Source organism: Pseudoalteromonas sp. SR43-5 (genome assembly GCF_014163835.1).
GTDB lineage: Bacteria > Pseudomonadota > Gammaproteobacteria > Enterobacterales > Alteromonadaceae > Pseudoalteromonas > Pseudoalteromonas distincta.
Map to the genome: position 1 here is coordinate 80152 of NZ_JACJEA010000019.1, position 18821 is coordinate 98972.

Sequence of the window (18821 nt, forward strand, 5' to 3'; positions counted from 1 at the left end):
CTCCTAGTTTCACACTAGTTTAAAAAGCTAGTTATTACTTGCCACCAGCTGTTCACTAATATCAAATACGGTATAAGATAAAGTTAATTCTTCAATGTCGCTTGGCAATGCGGTATCAACATAAAAAAGTAATTTAAATTCAAGCTCTTCCCCTGCTTTTAGAGGTTGCTGATCAAAGCAAAAACAGGCTATTTTATGTAAATACTTTGCCGCTTTACCTGGTGAGACTGATGGTACAGCCTGCATTACTTTATCTAGATTGCTGTTATTTTTAGCACTAAACATTACTTCACGCATTGCACCGGGTTTTACCACTACACTGTATTCTTTTGATTTAACTTCAAACGGTGCACCACTTTGTGCGTGACTAGTAAAGCTAACGCCAACTTCTCGGTTTTGTACTATTTGTGTACTTTGCTCTGCTTGCTCAAGCGAAGGCTTTCCATTAAGCCCTGTTACATCACAAAACACGTCATACAAAGGTACTAAAGCAAAGGCAAAGGCAAACATGCCTATGCAAATAAGTACCAAACGTTTGAGTAGCGGTGCGTGTGTCATTACTTAATAACCGGCGGCGTAGAAAAAGTATGATATGGCGCTGGAGAGTCAACTTCCCACTCAAGGCCTTCTGCCCCTTCCCATACTTTTGCAGGCACTTTATCACCGCCACGCGCGCATTTAATTACCACAGCTACAAACAACAATTGCGATAAACCAAAGGCAAACCCACCAATACTTATGATTGCGTTAAAGTCGGCAAATTGAAGAGCGTAATCGGGAATTCGACGCGGCATACCAGCAAGCCCTACAAAATGCATAGGAAAAAACAGTACGTTCACGCTCACCAGCGATAGCCAAAAATGCCATTTAGCCAATGTGATATTAAACATATTGCCCGTCCACTTGGGCAGCCAGTAATAAGCCCCCGCCATTATCGAAAATACAGCCCCTGTTACTAATACATAATGAAAGTGCGCCACTACAAAATAAGTATCGTGATATTGAAAATCAGCAGGTGTAATTGCCAGCATCAATCCCGAAAAACCACCCAAGGTAAACAGCACAATAAACGCAATACTAAAAAGCATTGGCACTTCAAAAGTTATTGAGCCTTTCCACATTGTGGCAACCCAATTAAATACTTTTACTCCTGTAGGTACCGATATAAGCATGGTCGCGTACATAAAAAACAACTCGCCAGCGACCGGCATCCCAGTGGTAAACATATGATGAGCCCATACAATAAAGCTCAATAGTGCTATGGAGGATGTGGCGTATACCATTGAGGCATAGCCAAAAAGTTTTTTACGAGAAAAGGTAGGTACTATTGTAGATATAATGCCAAAGGCAGGAAGAATCATAATGTATACTTCGGGGTGACCAAAAAACCAAAAAATGTGTTGGAACATCACCGGGTCGCCACCGCCTGCGGCATCAAAAAAGCTGGTCGCAAAATACTTATCGGTAAGTACCATAGTGACAGCCCCTGCAAGCACTGGCATTACGGCTATTAATAAAAAGGCAGTAATTAACCACGTCCATACAAATAAGGGCAACTTCATCCATGTCATGCCTGGGGCACGTAAGTTCACTATGGTTACAATCACATTGATTGCGCCCATTATTGAGCTAATTCCCATAATATGTACGGCAAATACAAACAATGCAGTATTATCATTACTGTATGTTGTGGACAGTGGTGCATAAAAAGTCCAACCAAATGCAGGCCCCCCACCAGGCATAAATAACGATGCCAATAGGATTAAAAACGCAAACGGTAAAATCCAAAAGCTCCAGTTATTCATTCTTGGCAATGCCATATCTGGCGCGCCAATCATGAGTGGTATCATCCAGTTAGCAAGGCCTGTAAAGGCGGGCATAACCGCACCAAACACCATAATTAAACCATGCACTGTGGTCATTTGATTAAAAAAGTGAGGGTCGACCAACTGTAAACCTGGTTGAAATAATTCAGCTCTGATCACCATGGCCATTGCGCCACCAATTAAGAACATGGTCAGCGAAAAAATTAAATATAAACTACCTATATCTTTATGATTAGTTGTGTAAAGCCAGCGTTTAAAACCTTTAGCTGGGTGATGAGCATGATGAGCTTCATTGGCGTTAGGTTGTTCTACTATGCTACTCATTAGTTCGCCTCCACTTTGGCATCAAGTGCTGTCTGTATTTGACTCGGTTGAATAACATCACCCGTATCATTACCCCACGCATTACGTTTATAAGTAATAACCGCAGCTAATTGCTTTATAGATAACTGCTTGGCAAAAGCTTGCATTGCCGTACCGGGTCGTCCATGGATAACTACATCAATGTGATCTTTTATATCGCCAAGCACTATCGGGCTGCCTTTAAGTGCAGGAAATACGCCCGGTAACCCCATGCCAGTAGGTTGATGACATGCAGCACAATTAGCCATATATACTTGTTCGCCTAAAGTCATTAATTCTTCTTTTGGGAGGGTTTTATCAAGTAATGCGGCATCTGCTAATGCTGCTTTTTGTTTAGCCTGCTTTGCATCTGCAAGCCATGTTTTAAAATCAGCCTCAGATTTAGCGACCACCACAACGGGCATAAAGCCATGGTCTTTACCACACAACTCAGCACATTGGCCTCGGTAAGTACCTTCTTCGTTTATGTTCGTCCATGTTTCGTTTATAAAGCCGGGGTTAGCATCTTTTTTAACTGCAAAATCAGGTACCCACCAAGAGTGAATAACATCGTCAGAAGTCATTAAAAATCGTACTTTTTGATTTATTGGCAGTACAAGAGGCTTATCAACCTCAAGTAAGTAGTTAGGATTTTTATCTGCAAGATTCGCGATTTCATCTTGCGGGGTAGATAAAATAGAGTAGAACTCTACATCTTCACCCATATATTCATAATGCCATTTCCATTGCGAACCCGTAATTTTAATAGTGAGATCAGCTTTGCTGGCATCTTCCATTGCAATTAGGGTTTTAGTGGCTGGTACTGCCATAGCAATTAAAATAACAAACGGAATTGCAGTCCAAAGTATTTCTACTTTAGTGCTTTCGTGAAATTGGGCAGGTACAGCCCCTTTAGATTTACGGTGATGAATAAGTGCCCAAAACATAATTGCGAACACTATCACCCCAATCACACAACATATTATAAATATGGTCATGTGCAGCTGATATACATTATTGCTTATATCGGTTACGCCTTTGCGCATATTGTATTGGCTGTTAGCCAAAACTGGGTGCGAAAAAACACATAATATAAGCCACAAGGTAGAGGTCAGTTTACCCATGTGACGGCTCCTTTGATGCTATTGCGAATGCAAAGCGAAGAGGCATACGGCTTAAACGCCAATTCGTTATTTTTATTTTTTTAGCCAATCTTATTTAATATTGATTGGTTTTGCTGCGCCAACAACGAGTTTGTGTATATTGTGTGTTCTCAAAACTAAAAAGCTGTGAGTTATTATTAGCTCAGCACATTAACAATTAGCTAAAAAACGAACAACAAGCAAGTTTTAGTATAAAAAACAATCAGGTGATATTGAATAATTAATAAAAAATCGGTAATCAACTGGGCAACAGGAAGTTCAAAATATGAGCAAAACAAAGGGGTTTAACGCATTCGGAGGGGGAAAATATAAGTGCAAAAAAGTTTACAGCTTAAATAGTCAGTGGGCTGTTTACGCCCTTTTTTTAGTACAAATTTTAAAACAAAAATGCGTACTAATTAGTACGCATTTATAAAACTGCTTGTTTAAAAGCTATTTTTAATAGTCACATCCAATCAGCGTTTCTTATAACGCCAACGGCTAAGCCTTCAATATTAAAAGACTCATTCTCAAGATCTACTTCAATAGAGTCAAAATCGTCGTTTTCAGCATGAAGTAATACTTTACGACCCGCTTTCTCAAGACGTTTTACAGTTACGTCTTCGTCTAGGCGAGCAACAACAACTTGTCCATTTTCAGCGGTTTGAGTACGATGTACAGCAAGTAAATCACCATCCATAATACCAATATCTTTCATGCTCATACCGTTAACGCGTAGTAAAAAATCTGCAGCCGGTTTAAACATTAATGGATCGATTTTGCAGTGACTTTCAACGTGCTCTTGCGCCAAAATAGGTGAACCAGCAGCAACACGCCCTATAAGCGGTAAACCTAATTGTTCTGGCTCTTCTTCTTCAATTAATTGAATACCACGGCTTGCACCTGGTTTCATTTTAATTGCGCCTTTTTTAGCAAGTGCTTTTAAATGTTCTTCAGCAGCATTGGCACTTTTAAAACCTAATGTTTGCGCTATTTCAGCACGTGTAGGAGGCATACCAGTGTCTTTAATAAAAACTTTAATTAGTTCGAGTATTTGAGCTTGGCGGTTCGTTAATGGTCGCATACAACTGGTTTTCCATACAGTACATTTAACTGTGAGTATATACAGTTAAATAAAAATCGCAAATTTAAATTAAGCCTTAAAATAGCTAAAGTAATTTCACTTGTGTACATTTTAGGGATATAACTAAAGCTAAGTTTATAAATGATTAAAAATGCAAAGGAGACATTATGAGTATTTGGTACCAGCCCATCACCTTAGAGCTGTGCAAGCAGTTAGAACAAGGCATTAATGGCCAAGGAACATTAATGAAAACTATGGGGATAGAAGTCACAGAAATTGGCGATGATTATTTGGTTGCCACAATGCCGGCAATTCCTGAGCATCATAACCCAATGGGGATGGTTCACGGCGGTGCTAACGTTGTACTTGCCGAAACAGTTGCCAGCTATGCCGCTAACTTTGTTGTCGATTTTACTAAATTTTACTGTGTAGGACAGGAGATTAGCGCAAGTCATTTAAAAGCATCTCGCAACGGCACTTTAACAGCAACGGCAAGAGCGTTTCATATTGGCAAACGTAGTTCAGTGTGGGAAATAAAAATTACAAATAGCCGCAATGAGCTGTGCTGCGTATCAAAAATGACCGCAGCAGTCGTAGAGCGAAGATAGTTACTTTTCGATTGGGTAAATGGTAATTTCCATACCCGCACCAATCGCAGATATACGCAATAATGTATCTGCATCTAAGGCTTGATTAAAGCACTTAGGAGAAGTCCCTGATTCAAAACCAATATCAAACGTTCTACGTGAACAGCTTAACCATTGCTTTAGCGCGTTACGCGAACACGATTCAATAAGCTCACATATATGGTTTATGGCTTTATCAGGTGTGCTCACCTCACCTGTAGCTTCAATACGCGCTAGTTGACGGTATTCGTCTTTGTCATAATGTAAAATCGTCGCGACTTTTTTCAAGTCCGCCACTAGCAAACTAATATCTTGCTTTGATTCAAGCTCAAGATCTACATTTAAAAATTGAATTTCCGACATCGTTTCGTATTTATCCTCTAATAATTTCATTGCAAACTTTAACGCAGTTTTACCGTTATACCAAATCAACTATGCCCTAATAACCACTTTATATGGATATTTCGCAGCTTTTAAGTATTTTTTAGCATTTAAAGCTAGCTGGATATCAAACATCCAGCTCAATTAAACAGATAAGTCATGTTAGGAATTTAAGTGTAATCTTTTTTATTTTTAAATGATTACAGTAAGCTATAGTTTAAACTGCGACAAAATGTCGCAGTAACTTATCCCATTAATGTAATAAACTAGCCTCTAAAAATAATAAGACTAAAACATGAATAAAAAAATATTTAAACATGCTCGCAAGTTCCATAAATGGTTAGGATATTTATTAGCACTACAAATTTTAGCATGGTTACTAGGTGGTTTAATTATGAGTGCAATCCCTCTTGATAAAGTTCATGGGGAGCATCTTGCAACACGTACTCTTAATAACCCATTTACGCAGGCTGATTATGTTGCCTCCCTTGACGATATTGCCTCTCAGGTGGTTAATCCAACACAAATAATTTTTGAGAACTTCTTAACTACACCACTTATTACTGTCTTTAGTAATAACGAGCAGCAAAGCTTCAATGGAATAACAGGCCGACCATTTGAACCGCCAACTAAAATACAAATTACCGCAAATGCTAAAGCACACTTACTTATTGACGCTCAAGTAACAAGCGCTGTACTACTAAAGCAAGGTACGCGGGAAGTCGGATATAAAACCAATGTTTGGCAGGTCCAATTTGACGACACATTTAACACAACACTGTACTTGTCAGAAAATAACGGCAAAGTTGTTACCGTTCGCAGCACGCTATGGCGAATTTTCGACTTTTTTTGGATGTTACATATTATGGATTACGATGAGCGAGAGAATTTTAATAATCCACTGCTTATTAGCTTTTCAGCAACCAGTGTACTTTTTTGTTTAAGTGGAATATTACTACTTATACAAAATATACGACTAAAACGATTTATCCGAATTAAAAATAAGAATAAATCAAAGTAGTCATATTGGTTTTTGAGAGCTAGCGCCCACTTATCAAAGAGTAAATAAGCCTAGGGCTTATTTTATTCCAAGTGCTTAAATCGACTCAAATGTCGCTTTAACATTTCGTTTTCGAAAATCAACTCATCACGCTCATCCAGCAATTGTAAAACTAAAGCTATTGCCGACCAATCTAACGAAAAGTCATGTTGGATACGGGCCGCTTTTTTAACTAAGGTCACTGCAGATACCGTAAATTGCCACTGCGTAACATGATCCCCCTCAATTGGAACCGCAATATTATGCTCAACTAGCTCATATAAAATTGCTTCGCTAATATCACTGCTCAAACATAGCTCTTTGCTAGTAAGTAAATCGTCTTTTTGTGTCACGATAATTTGCATTATGGCTTGCTCCAGTTATTACGGGGATCAAAGTGAGCTTTTTTGGCTAATTCTTCCCACAGTTTTTTACTGGCATCATCAACAGATGTTGGATTAACAATTTTAAGCACAGCAAATAAATCACCTTTAGCTTTTTTACTCATTAATCCCTTACCTTTAATACGCAAGCGTTGACCAGACTGACTATTAGAAGGAATAGTTAATTGGATGTTTCCTGTCAACGTAGGTAAATTTAGCTTTGTACCAAGAGCCGCTTCCCATGGTGCAAGAGGGACAACTATATTTAGGTTATGACCCTCAACATCAAATAATGGGTGAAGCACTAAACTAATTTGTAAATACAAGTCGCCATTTTGCCCATTAGCTGACCCTAATCCGCCTTGCCCTTTTAGTCGAATTCGCTCGCCATTTACTGAGCCTGCAGGAATTTTCACTTTAAGTGATTTTTTAATTTCAGTGACACGGCCACTGCTGTCTCGCTGCGGTAACATAAACTCAACAGGCTTAACGGTATCAACTAAAGTCTCTTCAAGAAAAATTGGGAACTCTATTTCCACATCTTGTCCTTTTTGCGCGCGAGCGGCGTTACTTCTGCTCTGCCCGGAACGATCGAATCCACCAGCTCCGCCAAACATTGAATTAATAAAGTCAGAAAACTCTTGGTCGGTTTGAGGATCGCTTTGCTGATAATTACTTTGCGAAGAGGCATTGTTACCACCATAATGGCCTTGCTGTTGACGAGCACGATTTTGTTGGTGACGACGTAACTCGTCGTATTTTACCCGTTCTTCTTTGTTATGGATGACTTCGTAAGCTTCTGCTATTTCTTTAAACTTATCTTCTGCTTGAGGCTCTTTGCTTACATCTGGGTGATATTTTCTGGCTAACTTTTTATAAGCTACTTTAACCGCTTTATCATCTGCATCAGGCGATATTCCAAGCACTGCATAATAATCAACAAATTTCATTTGCAATCCAAATCCTCATATTGAGTAAGCTTTAAGCATACTCCTTAACGGGTAACCTTGTGTGGTTAAAATACGATAAATAGTGAGAAATAAATGAATAGTGAAAATAACTTTGAGTAAAAAATTAATCAGGCACTTTTTATTAATATAAGCGTAGGCCTTAAGTTAACTTTATCTTTTATCTTCAAGGCTTTAAACTGCCTATTCCTGTAGTTCACATTTGTGATGGATATGACTCGATTTATTCTGGCCTTATTGGCTTGTTGTGTGTGCGTTTCGGTATCAGCCGAACAATTTACCCGTTTTTCAACGGCTAAAAGACATTTAATTAAAACCCTACCTGACAACGCCAAAAGCATTTACTGCGGCTGTGATATTAAAAAAGAAGGCAAAAAACTCGTTCCTGACCCGTCTAACTGTGGTTACATTCCTCGAAATACCCTTACCCGCTCAGGTAAAGTAAATGTGCGAGCACTACGCATTGAGTGGGAGCACATTGTTCCGGCGTGGGAATTTGGTCACCAACTACAATGCTGGCAAGATGGCGGGCGTAAAAACTGCCGTAAAGTAAGTGCTAAATTTAGAAAAATGGAAGCTGATATAAATAACTTAGCGCCAGCTATTGGCGAAATTAATGCCGATCGCTCTAATTATCGTTTTGGTATGCTTAGCGAAAACGCCACACAATATGGTCGTTGCGAAGTAAAAGTAAACTTTAAGCAACGTGTAGTTGAACCGCCTGTTTATGCACGAAAACGTATAGCTGACACCTACGCTTACATGCAAAAAACATACGGTTTAAAAATCTCTGATAAACAGCAAAAGTTATTTAATGCATGGCAAAAGCAAGCATTCGCAGATACAAGTAGTGCGAGCAAGCTCTAAGCTTTAACACTCATTTACATAAATCAAAGTTATAAATGTTGAATAAACGAGCGAGTGTTGTAATATTTTAAACAACTTATTTACAAAAAAGCCCTTAACTATGTTTAAAAATAATAAAACCTCGCTTGCCATTTTCACTGCATTTGCGGGCTTTGCTTTGACCGGTTGTGGCGGCGGCGGTAGCGGTATCGACTCAGCCCCTGTAGTTACAACACCTGTTAGTAGCAGTCCAACATGGACTGCGGGTGTATTTGAACCCTCTAACGATTTAAAAAACTTTTGCGAAACCCCGCGTACGGGTAACGATCCCTTTAATAACAACGAGCCTTACCCAGATCAAGCCGGTTCTGCCCTTTACGAAAAACTCTGGCTTCGTTCTTGGAGCGACGAAACCTACCTTTGGTATGATGAGATTGCCGATAACGATCCTGAAAGCTTTGCCACAGTAGCCGATTATTTTGCCCAATTAAAAACAGAGCAGCTTACCGACTCAGGAGCAAAAAAAGATAACTTTCATTTTTCAGAACCTACTGAAGATTACTTTCAAGAAGCGCAATCGGGCGTTACTTCTGGTTACGGTATAAATTGGGCGTTTATTGGCGATACAGCCGACCGTATTTTACGCGTCGCTTATCTTGAAGATGATTCACCTGCAAGCCAAATAGGCTTTCAACGTGGTGATACTGTACTTTCAGTTGACGGTGTTAGCATTAATACCAATACACAGTCGGGTGTAGATACGCTTAACGAAGGTTTATTTAGTCCTACTAACGGCGACTCACATACTATTGTTGTACGCAGTAACGATGGCGCCGAAAAAACATTTAATGTAACCGCTGGCAATATTGAACAAACACCGGTTCAAAATGTTAAAACGATTACAACCGCAAATGGTTCAAGCGTGGGTTACATGCAATTTAATAGCCATATAAGCATTGCCCAAGAAGGGCTTATTGATGCAGTAAATAAGTTTAAAACCGATGGTATTGATGAGCTTGTAATCGACTTTAGATATAACGGTGGTGGTTTATTAGCACTGTCGGCACAATTAGCTTATATGGTTGCCGGTAATGCCAACGTTAACAACCGCTTTTATTATCAAACTCAACAAAACGATAAACAACCCGTTGATTCACCTTTTCCATTTATTGATGAAGAAATAGATTACTCTACTTTTTTTAGCACAGGTGAAAACCTACCTGATTTAAACTTATCGAAGGTTTATGTATTAAGCACATCAGGCACCTGTTCGGCATCAGAAGCTTTTATTAATGGTTTAAAAGGTATAGACGCAGAAGTTATTTTAATTGGCGATACAACCTGCGGTAAGCCCTATGGCTTTACCCCAACTCATAACTGCGCAACAACCTATTACACTATTCAATTTAGTGGGGTAAATAGCAAAGGATTTGGCGAATACGCTGCGGGTTTTACACCAACCCCTACGCCACAATTCGATGCTGATGTTCAAGGTTGTGAAATTGAGGACGACTTTGATCATCAGTTAGGCGACAGTGACGAGGCCGTTTTAGCCACCGCATTGTTTCATGTTGAAAATGGCAATTGCCCAATTAGAACGGCTGCTGCAAAAGCAGAGCCAGCTAATTTTTCAAGCTCTCGTGAATCTCTCATTCCTTTAAATATGCCTGAGCAATTTACCCAGCGTAATATGGACTTAACTTGGCCAACACTGAGTGAGGAAAGGTAATGGCTAAATTAGTACTCCCATTAGCTACCTTATTCGCTTTAGGTGGATGCCAAAGTGTAAATAGTGATCCCGCTAAACCCGCTATATTAACGAGCGTTAATCCTAGCGTTATTGCAACACTACAACAGGCAATTCAACAAGCTAAGGGAGGCGCATTAGTAACACTTTCCGATTCCGTATTTACTAAACGTAGCGAACTGCTAATTGATCATGCAATGAGTAAAGGGTCTGATGGCAGAGTAATTATGGGCGCGCATAATATAAAATCTGAGAAGTTTATTTTGCAACTACGTAATAACCAATGCGAGCTTTACTATCCTAAAAAAGAGCTTACTACAGTACTTGAAGGTGTGACCTGTAAAGAGTTATAAGGCACTTTATTAGCGTTTATAAAAAGGCGCACAGCACATCGCTGTACGCCTTTTTCTATTTTAAAGCGTTATTACAAGTCTTCATGCGGACCAAACACTTCATAATGAATCTGCTCGTTTTTAACACCTAGTTCAAGTAACTGCTTTTTTATAAATGCCATAAAACCGGCAGGACCACATAAGTAAAAGTCGCCATTACTCAATGGTAGCTGTGCTTGTACTGCATTTAGGTTCATTAACCCAGTAAAGTCAGCGCCCTCTGTCGCTTGGTTAAACCACGTTATTGTTTTCAAGTGGTTATTCTGCGCTGTAAGATCATATAAATATTTTGAAAACGAATGTTGCTGAGTATTTTCGCAAGCATGTAAATACATAATCTCTTGATTAGAATTGTCACTTAATAACGTTTCAAGCATAGCCAGCATTGGCGTTTGCCCAACACCTGCTGAAATGAGAACCACTGGACTTGTGTTATTGCGTAAAAAGAAGTCTCCTGCCGGCGGGTATAACTCAACAATAGTGCCTTGCTCTAATGAGTGTAAATAATTAGACACCATGCCAGGCTTTGGCTGTAGCTCTTTTTTAACACTAATACGGTAGTTTTTAGCGTTACTTTTTTGTGAAATAGAATACTGGCGAATTTCTTCATATTCAGCGCCCTCTGGCTTAACTTTAATACCTAAATACTGCCCTGGTTTATGTGTAATAACAGCTTCGCCATCAACTGGCGTAAGTGTAAAACTCGTTACTAGTTCTGATTCGGCCTGTTTGTTGGTTATTTCAAATTGCCGAGTTCCCGCCCAACCACCGTGTTTATTTTTACTGTGCTCATACAAAGCAGCTTCTTCGGTTATACAAATATCAGCAAGTACGCCGTAAGCTTCGCGCCAAGCGTATTCAACATCGGGAGTAAATTGCTCAGGAAGAAGCTCTTTAAGCGTACCAATTAAGTGTGCACCTACAATAGGGTAATGCTCAGGTAAAATATTCAAGCTTGTATGCTTATGATTAATACGTGTTAGCGCTTCTTTTAATACGGCTAAATTATCAATATTTTGTGCATACGCAGCCAATGCATTAAAAAGTGCAAATTGCTGACGACCTGTATCTTGGTTCGCCATATTAAAAATATTTTTAAGCTCAGGATTATGACTAAATAAACGCTTATAAAAATGATCGGTAACAACCGTACCCGCCTGCGCTAATAACGGAACTGTGCTTTTTACAATCTCAATGGTTTTATCAGATAACATATGTGTTTCCTATGGGTAAACTAACCACGACGCCCATCAACACGACGCCGCGTTAATATAGGTGTGCAGTGAATTAAAAATAATGAAAAAGCCACTAACCACAGCAAAGCACTTATTTGCCAAGCAAGGTGAGGCCCAATAATAAAAGGGAGTAATGAACGAGTAATAGCGGCCACAAGCAAAAACGCAAAAGCAACAGCCATGTAATGAGGAATAGCGAGTGTACGCCCTGTATGACCATGTGATACACGCGTCATCATTACTAAAATCATCATACCTATTGTGCCAATAGTGATTAAGTGCAGCGCATCTTTAAATTGTATTGCACTGCTATAAAAGCTAAATGCAACCATCATTAACCCTACGCCTAACGCTAAGTAGGAAAAATGTAAAGACCATAACAACGGCACTCTCAATACCTTGCTATCCCACCAAAAACCAGCCCTGACCAGGTGAAGCGCAGCAACAGTTGCAACAACTAACGCAGGATTAATCGTGTTCAAAAACAACTTGTTGATGAAAAATAAAGTGATAGCCAAAATAGATAAATACATCACCGCTTTATCTATTTTAGGAGTGCGAACTTGTGCGGTTAAACCTAGACCTTTAGCGGTAAAAAATGGTAGAACGCGACCCGCAACAATGCCAACTAGTAAAGTAATTACCAGTACTGCGGTATCAACCACACCAAGTGCAAGCTGCATGTTTTGTTTTAAAACAAGTATTAAATACAATACATTGAGCCCACAAAGCACAGCTAAAATAGCTAAAAACGGATAGTTACTTTTGCTATTGGCTTTTAATAACATATTAGCCAGTACTGCTATGGCGCCTAGCCACCAAATAACTTGTAATGTAAGTGCAGCATATAAATTAAAATGAGCAATATCAGGCAATATCACAAAAAAGGCTAAGCGCGCTGCAAGCCATATAAACGTAAGCCACATAAGGGCTTTCCCACTTATGCTCGCAACGCCTGTCCATGTTTGTGCTGCGGTAAGTAAAAAGCCAACAGCTACAACTCCTGCAAAGCCAAACAGCATTTCGTGCGCGTGCCATAATGTCGCAGGTATCGATGAGTGCCAACTTGCATGGCCTGTTAAAATAAGTAGCCAATACCCCACCGACAAAAATGCCAATAAGCCACCGCCTAAAAAGAAAGGTCTAAAAGCGAGCATCCATAATGGCCATTGAGATACTTGATGAATAGCAACGCGTGCTGGCATTGGCTCAGTTAAGTTTATAGGGCGCATTATCGTACCTCCTGCCCTAAACCATGTTGTGCAACACAGCGCAGTACGTAACTTACTTTTAAAATAGCAGCAATAACAATAGTCCCAATATGAGCTGATACTTGCACCGCCATGGAAAAGTACTCAGCAAACGGGTAGCTAATTAAAATACTTGCCGTAATACACACTAAACTCACAGCTAATGCAGTATTGGCAGCAAATAATACTGTTTCGTATAGTGAACTAAACTGTGTTTGATTATTTAAATTATTCAGCATTAGTGTGTTCATGGCGATCTCTGTAACTAACTACGTTACTTAGCTATTACACATACTGTGCCAACAAATTTAATTAATTAAATTCAATAAGTTAAATTAAACCACTTTACAATATGAGTCTTTATGACCTACTATAAATTAACTCATAAAAACTCGAATAGGTCATTTTGACATGAATCAGCAATTCAACCTTACACAAGTTGCTCTAGAGCTTGCTCAAAGTACACTACACGAGCATAGCTTTGATCAATTACTAGCAACGGTTGAGCGGGTGATTCCTAGTGATGCAAGTGCGTTATTAGTGCTTCAGGGCGAGCAATTAAAACCACTGGCAATTAAAGGGTTAATGTCCGACAGCCTTGGCAGACGATTTAAAATAGTAGAACACCCTCGCCTAGAAGCTATTTGCAAAAGCACACTCGCGCTGCAATTTGCGCACGACTGCCCACTACCCGATCCATACGACGGATTGCTATTAGCTAAAACCGGCGACATACCGGTACATGCATGTTTAGGCTTACCTCTTTATGATAAAAACGCGCTACTTGGCGTACTTACGTTTGATAGCCTTAACGCCAATGCATTTAACAGCATAAGCGCTGATACACTCAATACCTTACAAACGCTGTGTAGTGCGCATTTTAAAACAGCTTTAGAGCTTGCCCATTACAAACAGCATGCACAGCACTCAAGTGCATTAGTGCAAGAACTAAATCGTGAAGCGTTAACACGGGACGGCGGTGAAATTATTGGTCAAAGTCCGCTAATGCAAACACTTAAAAACGAAATTAAACTCGTTGCAGCATCTAACTTTAGCGTGCTTATATTAGGTGAAACAGGGGTAGGGAAAGAACTTGTTGCGCGTAATATTCACTTAAATTCAGCTCGCAAAGATCAACCGCTTATTCACTTAAATTGTGCATCGCTTCCCGAAAACCTCGCCGAAAGTGAATTTTTTGGTCATGCGAAAGGGGCTTTTACAGGCGCACAAAACTCGCGCCAAGGTAAATTTCAATTAGCTGATGGCGGCACGTTATTTTTAGATGAAATTGGCGAACTACCCCTTGCCATGCAAAGTAAACTATTACGAGTGCTACAAAGTGGCGAAATACAAACGGTAGGAGAAGACACGCCAAAGTACGTAGATGTACGCGTCGTTGCCGCAACCAACAGAAATTTAAAAGAAGAAGTAGCTCAAGGTCGCTTTAGAGCCGATTTATACCATCGCCTCAGTGTCTACCCTATTACTGTGCCACCACTTAGTAAACGCGAGCACGACATAACACTCTTAGCTGGTTATTTTATTGAGCAAACAGCCCGTAAATTAGGGATAAAACAATTAAAACTAAGCCCTGAAGCACAAGTACTGCTTAATCAGTACAACTGGCCAGGTAACGTTCGCGAGCTTGAACATGTCATTAGCCGCAGCGCCCTAAAAGCAAAACAAAGCCAATGGCAAAATCCAATAATAACCATTACAAGCGAGCACTGTGATTTAACCCCGAGTGCGCCGCAAAACTCTCTAGTAGCAAGCCAAATTACAACCAACACCTTAATCAACCAACCTTTAAAGCAAGCTGTAGAATCGTTGCAATACAACGTAATTACTGAGCAATTAAAGAAGCATAACTACAACTGGTCAGCAGCAGCAAGAGTACTTGAATTAGATAGAGCTAACTTAGTACGCTTGGCCAAACGCCTAGGGATAGAAGTAAAAAAAACACTATAATCATTTAAAACACAGCTAAAATGCTGCTAAAACTATTGATTAGCAGCTAACTTACTAAAATGTGTTTTTAACAACCCTGCAAAAGCTTTTACTTTAGCAGTGCGATGCACTAAGTGATGCGTGACTAACCATACATCGGTAGGCCAGCTTAACTCACTGTGTAATATAGGTACTAAATCAGAATATTGCGCCGCTACGTCATGCTGTAATCCGCCAATGCCTAGCCCTTTAATTATTGCACGAGTCGCTTCTGCGGTTTCAGATACTCGCAGCTTAATTTGCGATGCAGGAATATGTTCATCAGCCCATGCAAAATAAGGCACGCGGGCATTAAAACCTGCCACGCCCGATACAAAGTTATGTTGTTGTAAATCACTTAATAATTTAGGCATACCGTATTTATTAATGTAACGTTTATTAGCGTATAAACCCGATGAAAGCTGCGCCAAATGCTGAGCAATATAATCGCCTTCATCAGGTCTTGGGCCTGCACGCACTGCAATATGTGCTTGTCCGTGATCGAGCCTTAGCCTTTTTTGTTCTAAAATAACCTCAAGCTGCACTTGTGGATGTAGCGCCTGAAATTGCTCACATACATCACCAAGTATATCCATAAAGCCACTTACCGTCGTTAGCAACAAACTACCTCTAAGGGTGCTATCGGCCGCTACTATATCGTTATGTAACTGCTCTAAGGAGCTATGGATTGTTTTTGCTGTTGCAAATAACTTGGTGCCAATTTCAGTAACCTTGTAGCCACGAGCATGGCGATGAAAAAGCCGTGCATTTAAGTTTTCTTCAAGATTATTAATGCGTCTAAGCACTGTGCTGTGGTGCACATTAAGCTCCTCGGCCGCCGCTGTCAGCGTGCCTAACCGTGCTACTTCAAACGCAACTTTAATGTCTTGCCAATCTTCAAATTTTATCGCCATGCTGCCTACCTTTTACTTATGTGCATATACGCACATAAGTGTTGCGTTTATTAGGGTTTTCTACAAGTGAAATTTTGCTACATTAGTCATGTAACTTAAAACATTAAAAGGCCACTACCATGTCAGCACCAAAAATTATCGCCCTAGCTGGAAGCCTTCGCCAAGAAAGCTTTAATCAAAAAATTATTAATGAGGCAGCACGTTTTGCTCTACAAACAGGTGCTGAAGTAGAAGTAATAAAACTAAACGAATTAAACATCCCACTATTTAACGAAAATATTGAAGCGCAAGGTACACCAAGCGATGTACAGCTTTTAAAAGATAAGCTACGTACAGCCGACGGTATTTTACTAGCAAGCCCAGAGTACAACGGCTCTATTACCGCAGCGCTAAAAAATGCGATTGATTGGGCATCGCGCACAGAGCAAGGTGCTGTTCCTGCTTTTCGTAATAAAGTGGTCGCTTTATTTGCAGCATCGCCTGGTGGGCTTGGCGGCTTACGCGGTTTAAATCATGTGCGTGATATATTAAGCGGCATTGGATCGTTAGTACTTGCCGATCAACTTGCAGTACCCGCTGTGCACACACTGTTTAATGAGAATGGGCAAATAAATGAACCTGTAACGGCTGAAAAAGTATCAGCCCTCGCTCATCAGTTAGTAAGCGTTGCAAGTAAGTTAAGATAACTTGCACGCCTAAATAACTAATTACTTTGTCGCTGCTATTTTGGCGGCGATAAAGTCGGTATGCGTTACATATAAAAGCCCTGCTACTTTACGTATAACGTAGTCTTCTTGGGGATCTATTTCTCCATCGGCATACGCTAAGCGCCATAATAACTCTATTATTTCTATTCGCTGCTCCGCGCTACAATGCTCATTAATCTGTTTTGAAAACTGAAAGTAATCTATCGAATCATCTAAGCTACTTGCCGCATTATTAGTAAGCTCATTAACCTCAGTGTCTGTTAAATTAAAGTACTTTTTTAAGGTTACAGTCAGGGTTCGTTGTTCATCATGTTCAAGCTTGGTATCTGCGCGCATAACTTCAATTAATAATGCAGCAACCGCTGTTTTTAAGTCGTGCTCTTGCATACTTGGCTGCTGTTCATCGAATACAGCAAAAAGTTGTTTTATTTGTTTGAACATCACACTTTCCCTTTTTGGGTGTTAGACTAATACGTAAAGAAATCGACCTTATTACTCTTATTAATGGGTATAAAGTTCGCAAATTAAAGGATACATTTTATGAAAGGAATAAACACACCACGCTTATTTATAGGCGCTACGCTGGTGGCCCTTTCGAGTGCAAATACTGCACTTGCTGAAAAAGCCGAAACCGAGAAGCTCTACGACTTTGATAACAAAGTACATTACTACCAAACACAAATTGGCGAAGACAACTATAAAATAGAAATCCAGTCAGACGATTACAAACACTTTACCAATCAAAGTGTATTTTTGTTACGTCATGCTGACCGTCTATGCCGCGGCAATACCTTTATGTTGAAAGTACTTGAAGGCGTGCAAGAGTACGAACGCTTTCCAACAAAACCACGCGCTTACCAACCAGATTTAAGTGTTTTACTCCAATGCGAAACTAAAGAAGATACAAGTAAAGGTAAGTAACCTTAGTCTTTATAACCCCAAGGTGCTGATGGTGGAATAATCGGTTTAGTTAAATCAAAATCCACCTTAAACTCACGTCCTTGACGAATTAATCGATAAGTAAATACTTCTGGGTAAATATACATTTGCCATGTATTACCTACAGACTGCGCAAGACCTTGTTTTACAAATAACTCTTTAGAGTATTGGTCTGCTGGAAACGACTGCATTTGCGCAAACCCTGCATCAAGCGTATGGCCACCATACATAGTTGATGCGTCGTCTGTTCCATCTCTATGACGATGATCGTGCTTTAAACTCAAGCCGCTACCCGTTTTAGTTATGATCCACGTACGTGATGCATCGTCTCCTACATGAAACGGTACTTGTAACTCAGTCTCACTACATTTACGTACATGCATAACCAGTTTTTTATCTGTAAATGAGCTTGGGCCTTTCGCGTTATCTACCGCTACTTCACCTTCAAAAGCTTTACCACAATGCGCTGCAATACTATTAAAAAAGGCATCATGAGTAGGAATAGACACTAACGGTGCAGGGCGTGCAAAGGCTGTCGATGAAGCAAGTAATAAAGTTGCTGCAGTTAATAATTTCATTTTTTTCTCGTTATAGTTATTTTAAAACACCTGTAATAGTACAGTTTTCTTAAGTACTTTATTAGAAGTATCTATATAAAAATGAGAACGGGACAGCTAGATAAAATTTTAAGGAATGATTAACGACTAAATATCTCTGTACTCATTAACAATCCTACTTTTATAAATATTAATTGCACACTTCTAGATGTGATTTTAACGTCGGGAGTCGCTACGCTCGCCCGGCCTACGAGATGGGTGTTGCTGTGAGTGGATGATAATTGCGCACATTTTACTTTTCTGCAGACGTAAAAAAGCCCGAATCGTTAGATTCGGGCTCTCTACAATTTGAAGCCTGGTAATGTCCTACTTTCACATAGCAAATGCTACACTATCATCGGCGCTGTTTCGTTTCACTACTGAGTTCGGCATGGAGTCAGGTGGGTCCAAAACGCTA

Annotated in this window: 21 protein-coding genes and 1 rRNA gene; 8 read left to right on the forward strand and 14 right to left on the reverse strand. The window is 39.8% G+C overall.

All coding sequences use genetic code 11. The annotated features are described in order from the left end of the window. Positions 1–27: 27 nt before the first annotated feature. The 4 genes from H5090_RS12755 to lexA all read right to left on the reverse strand — a co-directional run bounded on the left by H5090_RS12755 (position 28) and on the right by lexA (position 4394). Positions 28–558, reverse strand: coding sequence for a cytochrome c oxidase assembly protein (locus H5090_RS12755; protein ID WP_182695881.1), 531 nt, complete (start codon positions 556–558; stop codon positions 28–30). Next, positions 558–2150 carry a cytochrome c oxidase subunit I gene (gene ctaD, locus H5090_RS12760; RefSeq protein ID WP_002959615.1) on the reverse strand — a complete coding sequence of 531 codons (1593 nt, stop codon included), beginning with the start codon at positions 2148–2150 and terminating at the stop codon, positions 558–560. Before ctaD ends, H5090_RS12755 begins: the two co-directional genes overlap by 1 nt. Next, positions 2150–3292 carry a cytochrome c oxidase subunit II gene (gene coxB / locus H5090_RS12765; RefSeq protein ID WP_039489140.1) on the reverse strand — a complete coding sequence of 381 codons (1143 nt, stop codon included), beginning with the start codon at positions 3290–3292 and terminating at the stop codon, positions 2150–2152. The genes ctaD and coxB overlap by 1 nt, the downstream gene beginning before the upstream one ends. Before the next feature lie 484 nt (positions 3293–3776). Beyond that, positions 3777–4394 (reverse strand): transcriptional repressor LexA, encoded by a 618-nt coding sequence (lexA, locus tag H5090_RS12770; RefSeq protein ID WP_024595093.1) that lies wholly within the window; start codon positions 4392–4394, stop codon positions 3777–3779. A gap of 167 nt (positions 4395–4561) precedes the next feature. Here lexA and H5090_RS12775 point away from each other — a divergent pair, with 167 nt between their 5' ends. After that, complete coding sequence (locus tag H5090_RS12775) at positions 4562–5002, forward strand: PaaI family thioesterase (protein ID WP_149603343.1); 441 nt, start codon at positions 4562–4564, stop codon at positions 5000–5002. Here the strand turns inward: H5090_RS12775 and H5090_RS12780 are convergent, their stop codons facing one another. Then, positions 5003–5383 carry a hypothetical protein gene (locus H5090_RS12780; RefSeq protein WP_024595094.1) on the reverse strand — a complete coding sequence of 127 codons (381 nt, stop codon included), beginning with the start codon at positions 5381–5383 and terminating at the stop codon, positions 5003–5005. 313 nt (positions 5384–5696) lie between these two features. Here H5090_RS12780 and H5090_RS12785 point away from each other — a divergent pair, with 313 nt between their 5' ends. Further along, a complete protein-coding gene (locus H5090_RS12785; protein ID WP_182695882.1) occupies positions 5697–6422 on the forward strand; it encodes a hypothetical protein in 726 nt (241 codons plus the stop codon). A 62-nt stretch (positions 6423–6484) separates the two neighbouring features. Here the strand turns inward: H5090_RS12785 and H5090_RS12790 are convergent, their stop codons facing one another. Both H5090_RS12790 and H5090_RS12795 read right to left on the reverse strand, forming a co-directional pair. Then, positions 6485–6805 (reverse strand): chaperone modulator CbpM, encoded by a 321-nt coding sequence (locus H5090_RS12790; RefSeq protein ID WP_024599636.1) that lies wholly within the window; start codon positions 6803–6805, stop codon positions 6485–6487. Continuing rightward, a complete protein-coding gene (locus H5090_RS12795; RefSeq protein WP_182695883.1) occupies positions 6805–7773 on the reverse strand; it encodes a DnaJ C-terminal domain-containing protein in 969 nt (322 codons plus the stop codon). The genes H5090_RS12790 and H5090_RS12795 overlap by 1 nt, the downstream gene beginning before the upstream one ends. A 231-nt stretch (positions 7774–8004) precedes the next feature. On the opposite strand from H5090_RS12795, the gene H5090_RS12800 reads away from it, so the two are divergent. The 3 genes from H5090_RS12800 to H5090_RS12810 all read left to right on the forward strand — a co-directional run bounded on the left by H5090_RS12800 (position 8005) and on the right by H5090_RS12810 (position 10737). Then, positions 8005–8658 (forward strand): endonuclease, encoded by a 654-nt coding sequence (locus H5090_RS12800; RefSeq protein WP_149603346.1) that lies wholly within the window; start codon positions 8005–8007, stop codon positions 8656–8658. Positions 8659–8758: 100 nt separating this feature from the next. Further along, positions 8759–10366, forward strand: coding sequence for a S41 family peptidase (locus H5090_RS12805; RefSeq protein WP_182692764.1), 1608 nt, complete (start codon positions 8759–8761; stop codon positions 10364–10366). Further along, a complete protein-coding gene (locus tag H5090_RS12810) occupies positions 10366–10737 on the forward strand; it encodes a hypothetical protein (RefSeq protein ID WP_024605009.1) in 372 nt (123 codons plus the stop codon). Before H5090_RS12805 ends, H5090_RS12810 begins: the two co-directional genes overlap by 1 nt. A 71-nt stretch (positions 10738–10808) precedes the next feature. On the opposite strand, the gene hmpA is transcribed toward H5090_RS12810, so the two are convergent. Genes hmpA through H5090_RS12825 form a run of 3 tightly spaced genes read right to left on the reverse strand, consistent with a single transcriptional unit; the run spans position 10809 to position 13512 of the window. Further along, positions 10809–11990 (reverse strand): NO-inducible flavohemoprotein, encoded by a 1182-nt coding sequence (hmpA, locus tag H5090_RS12815; RefSeq protein WP_024605008.1) that lies wholly within the window; start codon positions 11988–11990, stop codon positions 10809–10811. A gap of 20 nt (positions 11991–12010) precedes the next feature. After that, positions 12011–13243: an NnrS family protein gene (locus tag H5090_RS12820; protein WP_182695884.1), complete on the reverse strand. Its 1233-nt coding sequence runs from the start codon at positions 13241–13243 to the stop codon at positions 12011–12013. After that, a complete protein-coding gene (locus H5090_RS12825) occupies positions 13243–13512 on the reverse strand; it encodes a hypothetical protein (RefSeq protein WP_007584928.1) in 270 nt (89 codons plus the stop codon). Before H5090_RS12825 ends, H5090_RS12820 begins: the two co-directional genes overlap by 1 nt. 160 nt (positions 13513–13672) lie before the next feature. Here H5090_RS12825 and norR point away from each other — a divergent pair, with 160 nt between their 5' ends. Next, complete coding sequence (norR, locus tag H5090_RS12830; RefSeq protein WP_024594305.1) at positions 13673–15229, forward strand: nitric oxide reductase transcriptional regulator NorR; 1557 nt, start codon at positions 13673–13675, stop codon at positions 15227–15229. Between the two features lie 32 nt (positions 15230–15261). On the opposite strand, the gene H5090_RS12835 is transcribed toward norR, so the two are convergent. Continuing rightward, positions 15262–16161, reverse strand: a complete 900-nt coding sequence (locus H5090_RS12835) for a LysR family transcriptional regulator (RefSeq protein WP_182695885.1) — start codon at positions 16159–16161, stop codon at positions 15262–15264. Positions 16162–16280: 119 nt separating this feature from the next. Between H5090_RS12835 and H5090_RS12840 the strand changes: the two genes are divergently transcribed. Further along, the gene (locus H5090_RS12840) at positions 16281–16847 is read left to right on the forward strand and encodes an NADPH-dependent FMN reductase (RefSeq protein ID WP_182695886.1); all 567 of its coding nucleotides are present in this window, start codon (positions 16281–16283) and stop codon (positions 16845–16847) included. Positions 16848–16868: 21 nt separating this feature from the next. On the opposite strand, the gene H5090_RS12845 is transcribed toward H5090_RS12840, so the two are convergent. Beyond that, complete coding sequence (locus tag H5090_RS12845) at positions 16869–17309, reverse strand: TerB family tellurite resistance protein (protein WP_154904115.1); 441 nt, start codon at positions 17307–17309, stop codon at positions 16869–16871. A gap of 99 nt (positions 17310–17408) precedes the next feature. On the opposite strand from H5090_RS12845, the gene H5090_RS12850 reads away from it, so the two are divergent. Further along, positions 17409–17789: a hypothetical protein gene (locus tag H5090_RS12850; protein ID WP_039489163.1), complete on the forward strand. Its 381-nt coding sequence runs from the start codon at positions 17409–17411 to the stop codon at positions 17787–17789. A 2-nt stretch (positions 17790–17791) separates the two neighbouring features. Here H5090_RS12850 and H5090_RS12855 read toward each other — a convergent pair whose 3' ends face one another. Both H5090_RS12855 and rrf read right to left on the reverse strand, forming a co-directional pair. Further along, entirely contained in the window at positions 17792–18385 is a 594-nt protein-coding gene (locus tag H5090_RS12855) for a hypothetical protein (protein ID WP_182695887.1), read from the reverse strand. 332 nt (positions 18386–18717) lie between these two features. Then, positions 18718–18821, reverse strand: a 5S ribosomal RNA gene (gene rrf / locus H5090_RS12860); the annotation flags it as partial.